This window comes from Hungatella sp. (assembly GCF_046966825.1).
In genome coordinates, this window is sequence record NZ_JBKVCZ010000026.1 from 48,882 (window position 1) to 64,747 (window position 15,866).

The 15,866-nt window shown below is 49.2% G+C and carries 18 protein-coding genes, 1 tRNA gene and 1 pseudogene; 6 read left to right on the forward strand and 14 right to left on the reverse strand.

Annotation, left to right across the window (positions count from 1 at the left end; all coding sequences use genetic code 11):
- Positions 1 to 6 precede the first annotated feature (6 nt).
- On the forward strand, positions 7 to 1,599 hold the full coding sequence (locus tag ACLTD4_RS10735; RefSeq protein WP_412331305.1) for a response regulator: 1,593 nt from the start codon (positions 7 to 9) through the stop codon (positions 1,597 to 1,599).
- 116 nt (positions 1,600 to 1,715) lie between these two features.
- Here ACLTD4_RS10735 and ACLTD4_RS10740 read toward each other — a convergent pair whose 3' ends face one another.
- The 9 genes and pseudogenes from ACLTD4_RS10740 to ACLTD4_RS10780 all read right to left on the reverse strand — a co-directional run bounded on the left by ACLTD4_RS10740 (position 1,716) and on the right by ACLTD4_RS10780 (position 9,856).
- A complete protein-coding gene (locus ACLTD4_RS10740) occupies positions 1,716 to 2,597 on the reverse strand; it encodes a class I SAM-dependent methyltransferase (RefSeq protein WP_412331306.1) in 882 nt (293 codons plus the stop codon).
- Positions 2,540 to 2,920, reverse strand: coding sequence for a hypothetical protein (locus ACLTD4_RS10745; RefSeq protein WP_412331307.1), 381 nt, complete (start codon positions 2,918 to 2,920; stop codon positions 2,540 to 2,542). The genes ACLTD4_RS10740 and ACLTD4_RS10745 overlap by 58 nt, the downstream gene beginning before the upstream one ends.
- A 19-nt stretch (positions 2,921 to 2,939) precedes the next feature.
- The gene (locus ACLTD4_RS10750) at positions 2,940 to 3,581 is read right to left on the reverse strand and encodes a histidine phosphatase family protein (protein WP_117623517.1); all 642 of its coding nucleotides are present in this window, start codon (positions 3,579 to 3,581) and stop codon (positions 2,940 to 2,942) included.
- An 82-nt stretch (positions 3,582 to 3,663) separates the two neighbouring features.
- A pseudogene (locus tag ACLTD4_RS10755) lies at positions 3,664 to 5,024 on the reverse strand (PFL family protein).
- A gap of 112 nt (positions 5,025 to 5,136) precedes the next feature.
- Positions 5,137 to 5,409, reverse strand: a complete 273-nt coding sequence (locus ACLTD4_RS10760; protein ID WP_002604259.1) for an ACT domain-containing protein — start codon at positions 5,407 to 5,409, stop codon at positions 5,137 to 5,139.
- Between the two features lie 17 nt (positions 5,410 to 5,426).
- A complete protein-coding gene (locus ACLTD4_RS10765) occupies positions 5,427 to 6,224 on the reverse strand; it encodes an MBL fold metallo-hydrolase (protein ID WP_002604260.1) in 798 nt (265 codons plus the stop codon).
- The gene (coaE, locus tag ACLTD4_RS10770) at positions 6,221 to 6,805 is read right to left on the reverse strand and encodes a dephospho-CoA kinase (protein WP_320988571.1); all 585 of its coding nucleotides are present in this window, start codon (positions 6,803 to 6,805) and stop codon (positions 6,221 to 6,223) included. The genes ACLTD4_RS10765 and coaE overlap by 4 nt, the downstream gene beginning before the upstream one ends.
- Before the next feature lie 49 nt (positions 6,806 to 6,854).
- Positions 6,855 to 9,497 carry a DNA polymerase I gene (gene polA / locus ACLTD4_RS10775; protein WP_117623519.1) on the reverse strand — a complete coding sequence of 881 codons (2,643 nt, stop codon included), beginning with the start codon at positions 9,495 to 9,497 and terminating at the stop codon, positions 6,855 to 6,857.
- Between the two features lie 11 nt (positions 9,498 to 9,508).
- Positions 9,509 to 9,856, reverse strand: a complete 348-nt coding sequence (locus ACLTD4_RS10780; RefSeq protein ID WP_002604263.1) for an anti-sigma factor family protein — start codon at positions 9,854 to 9,856, stop codon at positions 9,509 to 9,511.
- Between the two features lie 132 nt (positions 9,857 to 9,988).
- Here ACLTD4_RS10780 and ACLTD4_RS10785 point away from each other — a divergent pair.
- Positions 9,989 to 10,071: transfer RNA gene (locus ACLTD4_RS10785), tRNA-Leu, on the forward strand.
- A gap of 138 nt (positions 10,072 to 10,209) precedes the next feature.
- Here ACLTD4_RS10785 and ACLTD4_RS10790 read toward each other — a convergent pair.
- Positions 10,210 to 10,446: a hypothetical protein gene (locus tag ACLTD4_RS10790; RefSeq protein ID WP_002604264.1), complete on the reverse strand. Its 237-nt coding sequence runs from the start codon at positions 10,444 to 10,446 to the stop codon at positions 10,210 to 10,212.
- A 157-nt stretch (positions 10,447 to 10,603) separates the two neighbouring features.
- Here ACLTD4_RS10790 and ACLTD4_RS10795 point away from each other — a divergent pair, with 157 nt between their 5' ends.
- Complete coding sequence (locus ACLTD4_RS10795; protein ID WP_002604265.1) at positions 10,604 to 10,888, forward strand: helix-turn-helix domain-containing protein; 285 nt, start codon at positions 10,604 to 10,606, stop codon at positions 10,886 to 10,888.
- Positions 10,889 to 11,044: 156 nt separating this feature from the next.
- Here the strand turns inward: ACLTD4_RS10795 and ACLTD4_RS10800 are convergent, their stop codons facing one another.
- Genes ACLTD4_RS10800 through ACLTD4_RS10810 form a run of 3 tightly spaced genes read right to left on the reverse strand, consistent with a single transcriptional unit; the run spans position 11,045 to position 11,637 of the window.
- Complete coding sequence (locus ACLTD4_RS10800; RefSeq protein WP_172683590.1) at positions 11,045 to 11,191, reverse strand: hypothetical protein; 147 nt, start codon at positions 11,189 to 11,191, stop codon at positions 11,045 to 11,047.
- Between the two features lie 6 nt (positions 11,192 to 11,197).
- Entirely contained in the window at positions 11,198 to 11,359 is a 162-nt protein-coding gene (locus ACLTD4_RS10805; RefSeq protein ID WP_155521530.1) for a hypothetical protein, read from the reverse strand.
- A gap of 23 nt (positions 11,360 to 11,382) precedes the next feature.
- Entirely contained in the window at positions 11,383 to 11,637 is a 255-nt protein-coding gene (locus ACLTD4_RS10810; RefSeq protein ID WP_055652635.1) for a hypothetical protein, read from the reverse strand.
- 244 nt (positions 11,638 to 11,881) lie between these two features.
- Here ACLTD4_RS10810 and ACLTD4_RS10815 point away from each other — a divergent pair, with 244 nt between their 5' ends.
- The 3 genes from ACLTD4_RS10815 (at position 11,882) to upp (ending at position 14,823) form a co-directional block, all read left to right on the forward strand.
- Positions 11,882 to 12,760 carry a PdaC/SigV domain-containing protein gene (locus ACLTD4_RS10815; protein WP_055652634.1) on the forward strand — a complete coding sequence of 293 codons (879 nt, stop codon included), beginning with the start codon at positions 11,882 to 11,884 and terminating at the stop codon, positions 12,758 to 12,760.
- Between the two features lie 77 nt (positions 12,761 to 12,837).
- Positions 12,838 to 14,163, forward strand: coding sequence for a uracil-xanthine permease family protein (locus tag ACLTD4_RS10820; protein ID WP_390471008.1), 1,326 nt, complete (start codon positions 12,838 to 12,840; stop codon positions 14,161 to 14,163).
- A 30-nt stretch (positions 14,164 to 14,193) separates the two neighbouring features.
- Entirely contained in the window at positions 14,194 to 14,823 is a 630-nt protein-coding gene (gene upp, locus ACLTD4_RS10825; protein ID WP_055653124.1) for a uracil phosphoribosyltransferase, read from the forward strand.
- A gap of 101 nt (positions 14,824 to 14,924) precedes the next feature.
- On the opposite strand, the gene ACLTD4_RS10830 is transcribed toward upp, so the two are convergent.
- A partial coding sequence (locus ACLTD4_RS10830; protein WP_412331308.1) for a sodium-dependent transporter occupies positions 14,925 to 15,866 on the reverse strand: 942 nt, incomplete at its 5' end.

Below are 15,866 nucleotides of genomic sequence, written 5' to 3' on the forward strand. Positions count from 1 at the left end.
AATTCTGTGTCTAAATACGCTTTGATTATAGACGATAATAAACTGGTAACGGAATCTCTAAAAGAGAATATCGACTGGCATAAGCTTGATGTCGTTGTGACTCACGTTTTTTATGATGCACTGCAGATAGAGGAAGTCGTCGCATCGGAGACGGTGGACATCATTATTTCCGATATTCGAATGCCTGGTCTGTCAGGCCTGGAAATGGCTAAAGAAGTGTTGAAACAGAACCCGGCCATAAAGATAATCTTAATCAGTGCCTATGAAGATTTTCAGTATGTCCAGGAAGCAATACGACTGGGGGCCTACGATTTTATAGAAAAACCCATCGATCTGGCTTATTTGAGCAGTATCATAGCAAAAGCAGCGGCTCAAATCGATCTGGATCTTCAGACAAAGCGTCAGCTGGAAGCCAGTAAACCAGCTATGGTTGAAAAATTCTTCTACGATGTGCTGCACCATGCGCCGGCGGAGGCAAAGTATAATTACGGAGACTATCCCATTTTTCTGTCGCTTACAATTGAATCCCATTTTCATTTATGTATCGTGATTAAAAATACAAATGCCAACCAGTTAAAAAATGCGTTAGGCCTTCAGCGCTACCATATGGATCTGCTGTCTCTTGAAAATGACATCGGTCTGCAATTTGCAGATTTTCCTCTCGCATACCTCCTGCACAAAGGAAACTCTCTGGTTCTGGTTATAGGAAAAGGCGGAGCATCGGCCGTACAGCTTCTGACGGCTGCCGAGGAACGGCTCTCCCCCATCCTGGAATGCGCTTCACTGTTCAAGCTGGCAGTCGGCATTGGTAATACGGTTGCCTCCTTCTGGGATATCCGGGAATCTTACGAAAACGCAAAACTGGCGCTGGAATACCGTTTCTTTTTTCCAGAGGAGACAATACTCCGCTATCAGGATCTGCCCCCTGAAAATTCCACTCCTGATCTGAATCTGGAATCAAAATGCAAATATATTATAAACCTGATCTGCAAAAATGATGTTCCCCGTTTGGAGCAGTATCTGGACTCTCTCTATGAAGAGTACTTAAAGCTGCACATATCCAGAGACAGTCTGTTCTTTATTATCTCCGATATGGCTGGTAAAGTGCTGAATTTTCTCTATAAAATGGGAGTGGATCTTGCCTCTCTCGACGAAGATTTAATGAAATACTGGGGTAATCTAAAGCGTTTTTCTACCGGACAGGAGGTCTTTCAATGGTTCTTCAGGCTTTGTGCCATGGCTGGAAGCCTGCTTGACACCTCTGTATCCGGTTACCAAAAACGGCTTGCCTCTCTGGTAGAAAACTATATTCAGTTAAATTATGCCAATCCTGATCTTGGACTGAATGAAATAGCTGCCAGCGTAAATGTCAGCCCGACACACTTAAGCGCCGCATTTAAGGAAACCACCGGCAGTAATATTGTGGATTTGATCGGAAGCACCCGAATTATGGCGGCGAAGGAGCTGTTAATGAACACCGAACTCTCCATACGGGAAATCAGTGAAAAAACCGGTTTTTCCAACCAGTATTACTTTAGCGCCTGTTTCAAAAAAATAACCGGTATGGCGCCGACGAGGTTTCGAAATCCCAACCACTGAAAACACTGTTTTTATCCCAAGTCAAATCCCTGCCGTCTAATGAAATAAAGGCCGGAGCAAAAGGCAATGTCTGTCTTTCACTCCGGCCGTCTTTATAATTCCATACCACACAACTATCACACATTATACTCTTCCAGCAGCAGCCCGGCCAGCGTCTGTTCCGTCCCCAAAAACTGCAGGATATCCTCGATCTCTTTCCGGTTGTCCTTGGGCCCGCCCTGTTTCACCGCACGGATCAGAATGTTTTTCGGAGTGTGTTCCATATCGATAAACTCCAGGATCTGGGTTCGGTAGCCCCTGTTTTCCAGGATCTCCGCCCGGAGGGCATCGGTGTATAAGGCTGCCATACGCTCCTTGATCAGCCCGTACTGGAGCACCGGGCGCAGCAGCTCGTTGTCCATCTGTTTATTCAGCTCATGCTGACAGCAGGGAACGGAGAGAATCACGGAGGCATCCCATTTTACCGCCTTTTCCAGGGCGTAATCCGTAGCCGTGTCGCAGGCATGAAGCGTCACAACCATGTCCACATGGTCCACGCCGTCGTAGGAAGCAATATCGCCGTGATAAAACTTCAGCTTGTCGAAGCCATAGGCCACGCTTAGGCGGTTGCAGTGGTCGATCACGTCCTGCTTTAAGTCCAGTCCGATAATGCGCACCTCATAGCCCTTCAGCTCATGGAGATAATAATACATGGCAAATGTCAGGTATGATTTTCCGCATCCAAAATCGATGATTACATTTTCCCTGCTCTTGTCCAGTCTTGGGAGAATGTCCTCGATAAATTCCAGAAAACGGTTGATCTGGCGGAACTTATCGTAGTGGGAACGGACGACCTTACCATCGGCCGTCATGACACCTAAGTCCTCCAGAAATGCAACAGGCTTTCCTTCCTCCAGGATGTAGCGCTTCTGCCGGTTGTGGGAGGCCACGTTCGGAGCCGCTACCATTTTCTGCTGATTTTTCTTAACTTTAATCGAGACAGTCTCTTTCTTTGCCAACCAACACACGGGCCTGTCCTGGACGATTCCACTTCTGCCTGCTTAAAACCGCTCTCCATCAGTCCCAGCAAGTAGGATACGCCTTCTTCTCTCGTCAGATTTCGGTGAAATGCCTGTTTCTCCGTCAGTTCTTCCGCCTGGAAAACCATGCCGCCTTTCAGCATAACCGGGCGTACCCGGACCTTCAGTGCTTTGCACGGGCCTGCACCGTCCTTAAAGGCCGGATTGCTCAGGATTATCCTGAGCAGGCTGTCGTCTAAAAAGTCCTCAAAGATCTTCTTAACCTCTTCTCTTTTTTCCAGAACCATACTGCTCTGCTCCATAAAATATTCCCCTGTCCTCTTAATTCTCCGCCGATACCCAGCTGCTTCTTAAGAGCTCCGGATGCGGCTCCAAATGCGCGTAATCATTAAAACGTTCCACGGTAAAGCGCTTATTGCCCGGGTTATAGGCCACCTCGGTAATGCTGCAGTTTTCCAGTGAATTCCCGAGAAGCCGGTATCTGGCCGGTTCCATGCCTAATAATGCGGAGGTCATGCTTCGGATTACACCGCCGTGAGTAACTACCGCAACCGTCTGATAACCGCTCTCAGCAATCTCACGAAATACCGGCATCACCCGCCGGATCACGTCTCCCGCACACTCTCCGCCCGGATACGGTAAGTCGGCTTCCATCTTTTCCTGTTCCTTCTTAAATGCGGCAAATTTTACCGCAATATCCTCGTCGCACATTCCTTCCATCTCGCCAAAGGAGATCTCGCGCAGCTCCTCCTTTACAATATGTTCCACATTCCAGAAGCGGTTTGCCGTCTCCGCAGTCTGAAACGCCCGCAGCAAATGGCTGGAGTATACAGCTTCAATCTTCTCTCCTGCCAGACGTTCTCCCAAAAGCTCCGCCTGTCGGAAGCCCTCCTCAGCCAAATCCACATTGACGTTGCATAGCTGGCTGCACTGGCGGCCATGACGAATCAGATACAGTCTCATCCGATCTTCCTCCCAATTTCTCTTCTCTGTTAAGTACGGCCCAGATGGTTGTTCATTCATCTGGGCCTTTCTTTATTTAATCCTAATTTTTAAAGCTGTGGATCGGAGCCGGAATTCTGCCTCCGCGGGTCACGAACTTCTCACAGGAATAGGGATTGACCGGCATAACCGGGGCGTAGCCAAGCAGTCCGCCAAATTCCACCGTATCCCCAATGGTCTTTCCGATCACCGGTATAAGTCTGACAGCAGTTGTCTTCTGGTTGATCATACCGATAGCCGCCTCATCCGCAATAATGCCAGCTATGGTCGTCGAAGGCGTGTCGCCTGGGATCGCGATCATATCGAGGCCTACGGAGCAGACACACGTCATCGCTTCCAGCTTTTCGATCGTCAAAGCTCCCATGGAAACCGCATCGATCATCCCCTGATCCTCGCTGACCGGGATAAATGCGCCGCTTAAGCCGCCTACATAGGAGGAAGCCATGACGCCGCCCTTCTTCACCTGATCGTTTAACATGGCGAGAGCCGCCGTCGTTCCCGGAGCGCCTACACGCTCCAGACCGATCTCTTCCAGAATCTCAGCGACACTGTCGCCGACAGCCGGAGTCGGAGCAAGGGACAGATCAATGATACCGAACGGGATATTTAAGCGTCTGGAGGCCTCCTGAGCCACCAGCTGTCCGACTCTCGTGATCTTAAACGCCGTCTTCTTGATCGTCTCGCAGAGGACCTCAAAATCCTTTCCTCTCGCCGTCTCGATGGCGGTCTTTACAACACCAGGTCCGCTGACGCCCACGTTGATAATGGACTCGGCCTCCGTCACGCCGTGGAACGCACCCGCCATAAACGGATTGTCGTCAGGTGCATTACAGAAGACGACCAGTTTGGCGCAGCCCAGAGAATCAGACTCCTTCGTTGCTTCCGCCGTCGCCAGCACGATCTCACCCATCAGCTTCACGGCATCCATGTTGATACCCGTCTTTGTGGAACCCACGTTGACAGAGCTGCACACGCGCTCCGTCAAAGCGCCTGCGGATGGAAACGGATCAGCCTTTCGTCCGCGTCGGTCATACCCTTGCTCACCAGAGCGGAATAACCGCCGATAAAGTTTACGCCAACCTCGTGAGCCGCCCGGTCGAGGGTCTTTGCAATGATCACATAGTCCTCCGGACTCTTGCAGGCCGCCGCGCCAACCATGGCAATCGGGGTGACGGAAATTCTCTTATTTACGATCGGAATACCGAAATCGCGCTCAATCTCTCGGCCGACTGCGACGAGATTTTTAGCTGTAGTGGTGATCTTGTTATAGATCTTCTCATTGACCGCATCTAAATCGCTGTCGCTGCAGTCCAGAAGGCTGATGCCCAGGGTAATCGTTCTGACATCCAGCTTCTCCTGTTCTATCATTTTATTTGTTTCATTTACTTCAAACATATTCAACATATCGGGGGCCCATCCTTTTTCTTATGCTTATTCTTTCATTCCGAAGTGCAGTACTGGCAAAATGCTTCGTAAGTTTCTTCGAAAACGCAGAGTGGTACAGCATTCGCTGCTGTCAGATACGGTGCATCTTGGTAAAAATATCCTCGCGCTGGCATTTTACCTTAACACCGATCTCGTCTCCGATCTGTTCCAGTTCATCGGCAAGCTCTCCAAAAGGTTTTGTGGCGTCGTTCGTGTCGACAATCATCATCATATTAAAGAAATCCTGTACGATGGTCTGTGAGATATCCAGGATATTCACCCGGTTGTTCGCCAGGTATGTGCAAATCTTTGCAATGATCCCTACGGTGTCTTTTCCAACTACTGTGATAATGGTTTTCTTCATGCTGCTTTTCTCCTCTTTTATATAGTGATAATTTCCGACATCCTGTCTCTTCCCGCAACCGCGATCGAAAAATCGGACGCCTTAAATGGATTATCTCCGTCTGTAATCTCCAGCTTTACGGTCTCGTAAGCCAGCTCTTCGTAATTATTTTCCTTGCTTAAATGGCCAAGCAGAATCCGTTTTAAATTATCGTGCAGAATGCAGCACAGAAGGCGTCCGGCGTTCTCATTGGAGAGATGGCCGTGATCCCCTAAAATACGGCGCTTCAGGTAGTAAGGATACGGTCCTGCCTGCAGCATGTTGACATCGTGGTTGGATTCCAGTAAAAGCGCATCGAGTCCCTGCAAATGATCGATTATGTACTGGTCATAGTGCCCCATGTCCGTCGCCACCGCCACCGATTTGTGGTCATGCTGGATCCGGTATGCCACCGGATTTGCCGCGTCGTGATCGATCGAGAAAGGCTTTACCTCCAGATCGCCGACAAAGAAATCCACATCCGGACAGATCGGATGGTACAGCTCTCTGGGATACTCTCCCAGATACTTCTGCTTCGATACCTCTTCCAGCGTTTCCTTTGTCCCATAGAGAGGAACACCGTATTTTCTTGCCAGGACTCCCAGTCCCTTTGTATGGTCAGAATGCTCGTGTGTGATGACGATTCCGTCGAGCTCGCTGCCTTTTAAACCAATTTCATTTAAGCCCTGCTCAATCCTCTTATTGCTGATGCCGGCATCCACCAGAATATGGGAGTTGTCCGAACCAACATAGATGCAGTTTCCGCTGCTTCCGCTCGCTATACTTACCAGTCTCATGTTTCCCGTCCTTTATCTTTCAATAGGGCCTCCAGCCCGGCTTTTACCTCTTCCACGGTCCCGTTGTTATCAATCACCCGGTCCGCCAGTTCCCGGAATTCCTCATCCGAAAGCTGATTCTTCATAATGCTCAGGGAACGCTCTCTGCTGTATCCCCTGTTTTCTTTCAGGCGCCTGATACGATTCTCTTCCGATGTATAAACATACCACATTTCATCGTAGATGTCATTCTGTTCCCTGCCCATAATTGCAGATTCTACCACAATTAAGTCCGCTTGTGAAGAAGAAATTTTATCTTTAATCGTTTTCCATACCATCGGATGGATGATTCCGTTCATCGTCTCAAGCGCATTTTGGTCATGAAAAATGAGTGCGGAAAGCAGCGGACGGTCAATTGTGCCATCCGGTTTCAAGAAGCTGTTCCCCAGGGCACGGATGACCATCTCGTAGCCCTCGTGCCCTGGTTCCATCAGCTCATGCGCCACCTGATCAGCGACTATGATTTCTGCTCCGTACTCTGTTTGCAGGATATCGAGAATCCGGCTCTTCCCGGCGCCGACTCCGCCTGTCAGTCCTATCACTCTCACTTTTTCTCCCTCTCTCCTGTAAGGCCAAATAAACGCCCTGGTCCTATTTGGCATCAAACCAGGAATCTCCGACGTTCGCTTCCACCTCAAGAGAAACTGATAAATCCGCTGCATGCTTCATCTCGTCCACCAAAAGCGCCTTTACCGCTTCCACTTCGTCCTTCTGCGTCTCGATCAGAAGCTCATCGTGAACCTGTAAAACAATGCGCGATTTAAGGCCTTTCGCCTTCAATGCACGATCCACACGTATCATTGCGATCTTCATGATGTCGGCTGCCGTTCCCTGAATCGGGGAGTTCATGGCCACACGCTCCCCGAAGGAGCGCTGCATAAAATTAGTAGATTTCAGTTCCGGCACCGGACGTCTTCTGCCAAACATGCTGACTGCATAGCCGGTCTCTTTGGCGTCCGCTACAAGCCTGTCCAGGAATTCCTTAACGCCCGGATACGTCTCAAAATACTTATTGATATACTCCGTCGCCTCTTTCCTGGATATGCTTAAGCCCTCGCTCAGTCCGAAGGAACTGATACCATACACGATTCCGAAGTTTACCGCCTTGGCATTTCTTCTCTGCAGCGGCGTCACCTCGTCCAGAGGCGTATGGAAGACCTCGGAAGCCGTGATGGCATGAATGTCATCCGCATGGCGGTAGGCTCCAATCAGCCTCTCATCTCCGGACATATGCGCCAGGACACGAAGCTCGATCTGGGAATAGTCAGCGTCGATGAAGACGCAGCCCTCCTCCGGAACAAATATCTTCCGAATTTCACGTCCCAGCTCCATACGAACCGGGATGTTCTGAAGATTCGGCTCCGTACTGCTGATTCTTCCCGTAGCCGTGATGGTCTGGTTAAAAGTCCCGTGAATTCTCTCATCCGGCCCGATATAGACGGCCAGACCTTCCGCATAGGTGGAATTCAGCTTGGTAAGCTGACGGTAGTCGAGAATCATCTGTACCACCGGATAATCGGGAGCCAGTTTGTCCAGCACATCGGCAGCCGTAGAATAACCGGATTTCGTCTTTTTCCCATTGGGCAGCTTCATATGGTCAAACAGAACCTCTCCCAACTGCTTGGGAGAATTGATATTAAAGGTTTCCCCTGTTTCTTCATAAATCTTCTGCTCCAGCGCGACAATCTGCACCTTTAAGCGGTCTCCGTACTCCTTCAGCCGCTCTCTCTCCGCCTTGATTCCCACCTGCTCCATGTGGAAAAGGCTGTAGATCAGCGGCATCTCAATATCGATAAAGAGGCTGTACATTTCGGCCTTTTTAAGCTCCTCGGTCAGACGGTCCGCACTCATAAAGGCGATATAGCCCATGTAGCAGATACACGTAAACGCCTTCTTCTCATCGGTCTCAAGTGCCTTTTTAATCGTCTGTTTTCCTAATAAGTCGACTCTGGACGGCACGGTCATGCCCAGATAATCACGGGCAAGATCATCGTAATCATACGTATCCTTAAGCGGATTTAAGAGGTAACCGGCCACACCAGCGTCAAACAGCGGGCTGTCTGATTCGGCTTTCAAAAATGGAAGCAGCGGCTTTAGCTTAAGCACAGATACCCGTTCGCATGTTCTGCACAAATCCCTGGCCTTTTCCACCAGATATTCCGCCCGCATAAAGCCCTGGGGGACGAAACAGTAGGTGGCTTCCTCTCCTGTGCAGAGCGCCATGGCTGTCAGCTCATGGTCCTCGATCACCAGCTCCAGGCCAATCTTCGCCCCGGCTTTGCAGGCGGCAAAGATGGCTTCCGCTTCTCCAAAATCGGTGACCATCTGAAAATGCGCCTCCGCCGACGGACTCTCTACCGGCGTATCCGAAAAACGGGAAAGGAGTGATTTAAACTCCAGACGCTTCATATACTGGTAAGCGGCCGGTGTATATAAGTTGTCCGCTTTGGCATCGTCATAGGAAAATTCTATTCCGCAGTTTATATTGATCGTTGCCAGCTCCTTGCTCAGCTGTGCAAGACTGTAATTCTCTTCCAATGACTTCTTCGCTCTTGGCGGTTTGATCTCCTCTATATGGGCGTAAGCGTTCTCAATACTTCCGTATGCCTCTATAATGGCAGCGGCCGTCTTCTCTCCGATGGACGGTACTCCTGGAATGTTGTCGGAGGAGTCTCCCATCAGGGCCTTCATATCGATAAATTCCGTTGGAGTCACATGGTACTCATTCTTCACATCCTCCGGATAGTAGTCTTTAATCTCCGTACCGCCCCTGCTGGTCTTTGGAATCCGGATCTTGATATGCTCGTCGGCCAGCTGGAGCAGATCGCGGTCACCTGATACCACGACCACCTCCACACCCTTCGCCTGGCTTTCTTTCGCCACAGTTCCCAGAATATCATCGGCCTCGTAGCCTGCCATCGTAAGGATGGGCACCTCCATGGCGCCGAGGACTTCTTTCATCAAATCCACCTGCTCGTGAAGCTCCTCCGGCATGGGTTTTCGCGTTCCCTTATACGGTTCAAACATCTTATGGCGGAATGTGGGTTCCTTTCGGTCAAAGGCCACCGCCACATGGTCTGCCTGCTCTTCTTCAAGAATCTTAAACATAATGTTTAAAAATCCATATACGGCGTTGGTATGGAGTCCCTCTGAATTTGTCAGCTCAGGAATTCCGTAGAATGCTCTGCTCATGATGCTGTGTCCGTCTATTAATACTAATTTCTCTTTGTCCATGTTCTCTCCTGTCAGATGAGTCCTGACTGCAGCCAGATGCGGCACTGCAGAAGGACCGTAATAATTAATGCCATAACGCTGAGTGTGGATACCGCATAGCGCACGATCTTAACGAGCCGAACGGCTTCCAGTCTTTCCCTGGACTGTTCGATCGCTGTCTCAAGCGCTCCCTTGATGTTATAATTGCCCGTCTCGGAGTCCAACTGCCGGATTCCCACGTCAACAGTAAAATATATCTCCAGCTCTTCCCTGCATTCCGGGCAATGTTCAATATGCTCCAGAAATTCAAAGAGTTCTTCATCAGTCAGTTCGTTCTTAATATAAGGCATTACAAGGCTTTCCGCTTCTTTACATGTCACCTCCGGACACCTCCTTCCACAAATCTCTATCTATCATACAATATATTTCCACCATTTTCAATTTAATAATCATAAAAAACACTTGCCAAATGGAAAATCCTGTGATAAAATAATCAACGCTGTGATTGTTACGCCGGCTTGTCGGAATGGCAGACGAGGTGGACTCAAAATCCATTGGTGGCAACACCGTGCGGGTTCAAGTCCCGCAGCCGGCACTACACCCTTGGCAGGGAATTGGACTAAAAATAACGTATCTGCGTTATTTTAGTCCTTTTTTCTATTTAAAAAAGGGACCCGCCGAATGCAGCAGATTCCCTTTTACTATAAACGCGATACGGTTCTACGATACCTTTCTATAATTCTTTCCGGACGCTCAACCCCAGCGGCTTGGCCACACGGTCCTTTATACTCTCCACTTTCCCCAGCATCAGCCATTGCTTTGTGCATTCTGCGCTTGCTCTTTCGCCGTCATCCGGCCACATGGAACGCCACTTTGCAAAACATTTATTCTCCAGCTTGCTGAAAACCATATAGATCATCTGTAATTCTTCTTCGGTAAATTCTAAATTATAAATTTGCTTTTTTATCACTGTATGTACTCCCCCTCCATTGTCAATTATCTTGTCACGACCGGCTCCTGGTATAAAAAGTATACAGCTTTTCTTATATTCGGTCAACTATATGAATATTTAATCCACCATATAAACATACCATATGTAGTAAACTACTGAAAAAAGGAGAATTGATATGGTTGACTTTGGAAACACCTTAAAAACATTACGATTGCATGAAGAAATGACACAAGCCCAATTATCCCAGAAATTAGGACTGACAAAATCCGTAATCAGCGCCTACGAAACCGGCCTGCGCCTGCCGTCTTACGATGTTTTAATTCACATTGCACAGATTTTTAAAGTATCCACGGATTACCTCTTAGGCGTAGAGCAGAAGGACAGTCTGGATCTGTCCGGGCTGACGCAGAATGAAAAGTCCGCACTGTTGGCACTGATCAAGGCTATGAAAAGCAGATAAGACTCCAAATGATACGCAGGCTGTACTATGGGCTGCTGTTAATAACCAGGCTGCATGTCCTGCAGAGAAACGCTGCAGCCTGTCTGACTGCCGTAATTTCACGGCGAAAGCTTCAAAGCGTCATTCACAATCAGTCTCACTCTAATTTTCTCCTCCTCAGTTTGATTTGTCGAAAAAGCCGGTAATTGAAAACAGAAGCCCGGTCACTCCCACGATAAGAATCAGCCAGTCCATTCCGGACGAACAGAGCGCCAGCACAATTGCAAATAATAGTATTGCGATGCCTAATGTGATTTTTTTCATAGTTTTCTACTCATACACCTCCTCATCCTCAAGCCTCCCCTGTTCATCATAATAGCGCCACGTTCCCATTTCCTCCCCCTTTGAATAATGGCCTTCCGCGGCAAGTACTCCATTCTCGTGGTAATCCTTCCACTCCTTCCTGTTATTCTTCTCTGCTTCGTGTTCCACTTAATCTCCCTCCGTACTTTCTCTCAGACGTTTTCACTTTCTTCGTCCTTTTCTTTTTTTAACTCTCTCAATACTTCATCCAGTTTCTTCATAATCATGCAGGTGCAGACAATAACAATGGCCGCAAGAGCCGCAATTCCACTGTAAACCGGATCGACATAAGACTTTATAAATGCATCGCCTCCCGGCAGAAGCACAGAGCTTATTCCTGCCAAAATAATAAAATTAAAATAATAAAACACCAGGAACGTTACAATTCCTATTACTGTTTCTTTCATATAGAACTCTCCTTTTTCTCCATAATCCTGCTTTTTTTATGAAATTAAGACACCGACCGGATTGCTCCCCTGATACGTATCAGGCTTCTTATCCTGCTCATTATAACACGGCAGGCCTCATTCCGCATACACTTCATAAGAAACTAATTACATTGAAACAAAATCTTAAGCAATTCTGCAATACATTTCCCCACCATTATGGTATACTGTTCCTATCGAATTCAAATGATAAAGGAGGCTTTTTATGAAGCGATATACAGTTATTCTCACCCTTTCACTCGTCTGTGCCCTTTCACTTGCCGGATGCGGCAAGAAGAATCAGGACAAAACAGATTTGACAAGCACCCACACCACGGCCGCGGAGACCATGTCTCCCACCACGACAGCGGCAGAGACGAAAGAGACGACGGCCGCGGACAAAGAGACCACAGATGCGGCTGGCAGCGAAACGAAAAAAGATGACTCGAAGAAGGCAGACAGCGCTTCCAGCGTCACTACCTCCATACACACCTACACCACCGGAAACATTTCCATCGAATACCCGGTTGTCTCTAATTTGAGCAAGGCTGCCGTGCAGGAAAAGATCAACAAGCTGCTAAACGAACATGCTCTGGAATTCATCAAGGCCTATGGCGTGAATGAAAGCAAGGATTCCCTCACCGTGAAATGCAGGGTTGTCTCTGCGGACCGCAGACGCCTGACCGCTGTTTACACAGGTTCCTATATGCCGGATGGCGGCGCACATCCGGTCAGTCTCTTCTATACGAATACCATTGACACCGCACTCGGTGAAGACATGGGTCTTACGAACTACGCGGATCCTTATACACTGGCCGGTTATGTGCTGTCCGGTGACTGCCAGTTTGCGGACGCGGATGCCGCTTTGGAAAAAGAATTGATGAAGGTTAAGAATGACACGGACATTGAGACGTATACCGAGATGTTCCGCCGCGCCGATTTCCCATGGAAGGCGCCGAAAACCACCTCCAAGGACTCTGACGAAGCCGTAAAATTTCCGGAAGTATTCAGCTACGAGGAGCAGGGCACCATCTATGTTTCCATACCGGTACCTCATGCTCTTGGCGATTATGCTCTGATAAAGTACACTCCTGACACAAAATAGTGAAAATAGTTGCTATTTAACCCCATATTTGATAAAATAGTACGGAAAAATACAAAGATATGAAATGGGGTAGCAAAATGAGTGAAAAAACGCAACTGACAACACGAGACTATCTGCTCAGCATCCAACACCTGTTTGCCATGTTTGGCGCGACGGTTCTGGTTCCTTTGCTGACCGGTCTCAATCCATCGCTCGCACTGTTTTCCGCAGGTGTGGGCACCTTAATATTCCACTGCTGTACTAAGTTTAAGGTTCCTGTTTTTCTCGGTTCTTCCTTCGCATTCCTGGCCGCATTAAGCGCCATCATTCGACCGGAAGGTGCTGTAGTTGCAGAAAACATTCCTTTAGCACAGGGTGGAATTATTTTTGCCGGTCTGATCTATCTGCTGTTTGCGCTGATTGCGTTTTTAATCGGAGCGGACAAGATCAAGAGGGTATTTCCTCCGGTTGTAACAGGGCCCGTGATCGTGGTCATCGGTATCAACCTGGCGAGCACCGCGATCGGTGATGCGACCGGCGGCTTAAGCCTGGCGGACGGCCTTACCTCTGAGATCGCCTTAAACCTGGGCATCGCCCTGTTTACGCTCTTCGTGGTAATCCTCTGTTCCATATTCGCACACGGTTTTTTCAAACTGGTCCCGATCCTAATCGGAATCGCCGCAGGATACGTTCTGTGTATTATTCTGGGCGCGGTCGGAGTCTTCCATATGGATTATTCCGCCATTACGTCCGCAGCATGGATTAATATCCCCTTTGTGACAAAGGATATGAATGGAGTTCCCTTTATGTCTCTTCCGAAATTTGAGCTGGGCGCCATTCTCTCCATCGCACCGATCGCCTGTGTTACCTTTATGGAACACATCGGTGATGTTACCACCAATGGTACGGTTGTCGGAAAAGATTTCTTAAAGGATCCGGGTCTCCACAGAACCCTGATGGGCGACGGACTCGCAACCTTATTCGCCGGATTCGTCGGCGGACCTGCCAACACCACGTATTCGGAGAATACCGGTGTTCTGGCCACTACGAAGAATTACAACCCGCGTCTTCTGCGTGTGACCGCCATCTTCGCGATCATCCTCGGCCTTTTTGGTAAGGTAGGCGCAATTCTTCAGACTATTCCGGGCCCGGTCAAAGGCGGCGTAGAAGTTATGCTGTTCGGTATGATCGCCGCAGTCGGAATCCGCTCTCTCGCGGAATCGGATCTTGATTTCACTCACAGCCGCAATTTAACCATCGTCGGACTGATCCTTGTATTTGGCCTCGGTTTCGCACAACTGGGAGGACTCAATGTCCACGCAGGCTCCATAACGCTTAACATCTCCGGCCTTTTCATCGCCGTTGTGATCGGAGTCCTCATGAATATCATACTGCCTCAGGCAGCCGATACTGTAAAAAACTAAAGAAAGGATTCATATACCATGGAATATCCAATTGAAAATGTAACTGTCTTCAGCCACCCGTTAATCCAGCACAAGATCTCTATCCTGAGGGATAAGAGAACCGGTACCAATGAGTTCCGTGCGCTGATCGAAGAGATCGCCATGCTTATGGGCTACGAGGCCTTAAGAGACCTTCCATTAAAGGAGGTTGAGGTGGAGACTCCGATCGAGACCTGTATGACTCCCATGATCGCAGGGAAGAAGCTGGCCATCGTTCCTATCCTTCGTGCCGGCCTCGGCATGGTGAACGGAATCCTCGCTCTCGTTCCTTCTGCCAAAGTCGGTCACATCGGTCTTTACCGCGACGAAGTCACACACGAGCCTCACGAATACTACTGCAAGCTTCCGAACCCCATTGAGCAGAGAACCATCGTGGTAACCGATCCCATGCTGGCTACAGGCGGTTCTGCTGTCGCGGCCGTGGATTTCATCAAGGAACACGGTGGAAAGAACATCAAGTTCATGGCCATCATCGCCGCTCCGGAGGGTCTGGAACGCCTTCACAAAACCCATCCGGACATTCAGATCTATGTCGGCCATCTCGACCGCCAGTTAAACGAAAACGCCTACATCTGCCCAGGTCTGGGAGATGCCGGAGACAGAATTTTCGGTACGAAATAAGACAATGAAACTGTAAAGCTGACAGGAGCTATAAAATAAGTTCCTATAAAAGAAACGCCAGTTCCGACAAATGCCGGTTCTGGCGTTTCTTTTATCTTCTCTTATCCAATTCCCTTGTATACAATGCTCATAATAAACACCAGGACGGCGAGTCCCACGTAAATATATTTTGCTGCAAAGCAAAACAGCTTCCCAACCGGCTTTTTCCGGCCGGTATTCAGCTCCTCTCCGATCCTGTTTATTCCCAGAACCCAGTAGATCATGATCGCGCAGAGCACGGCTCCGAACGGCACGACGTAGATCGTTATCATATCCATCCAGGAACCCATATACGGCTCATACTCGATGAAAAGTCCGATCAGGAACACGAGACAGCCCACGAGAAGAACCGCCTTCTTCCGGTCGAAATGCAGATGAGTCTGGACCGCTTCCGCACACACCTCGAACATGTTGACGAGGGACGTGATTCCCGCAAACAGCACGGATAAGAAGAACAGAACGGCCACCCATCTTCCGGCCGGTATCTGCGCGAAAACCTTGGGAAGCGTGATGAACATGAGCGGCGGACCGCTGGCCGGATCCATCTGAAACGCAAACACCGCCGGAATGATGGCAAAGCCTGCGAGCAGGGCCGCCACCGTATCGAGCAGAGCGGTCGTCATGGCCGCCTTCGGTATATCTTCCTTCTTATCTAAATAACTGCCGTAAATGATCATTCCAGACCCGGTAATCGATAGGGAGAAGAATGCCTGTCCCATGGCCATCACCCACGTCTCCGGCTTAAGCAGAAGCTCCCAGCGCGGGATCAGCAGATATTCATACCCGGCAAGGGCGCCGTCCAGGAAGAACACCCGCACCGCGATAATCACGAACAGGATGAAAAATGCAGGCATCATAATGCGGTTGACCTTCTCGATCCCCTTCAGGACACCGCCCACCAGCACCACCATGGTGATTACCACCACCATGAAATGCCACGGGACGCTGCCGAAATGGCCGGTCGCCTGGGAGAAATAGACCTCTGCCTCCATCCCCATCATAAC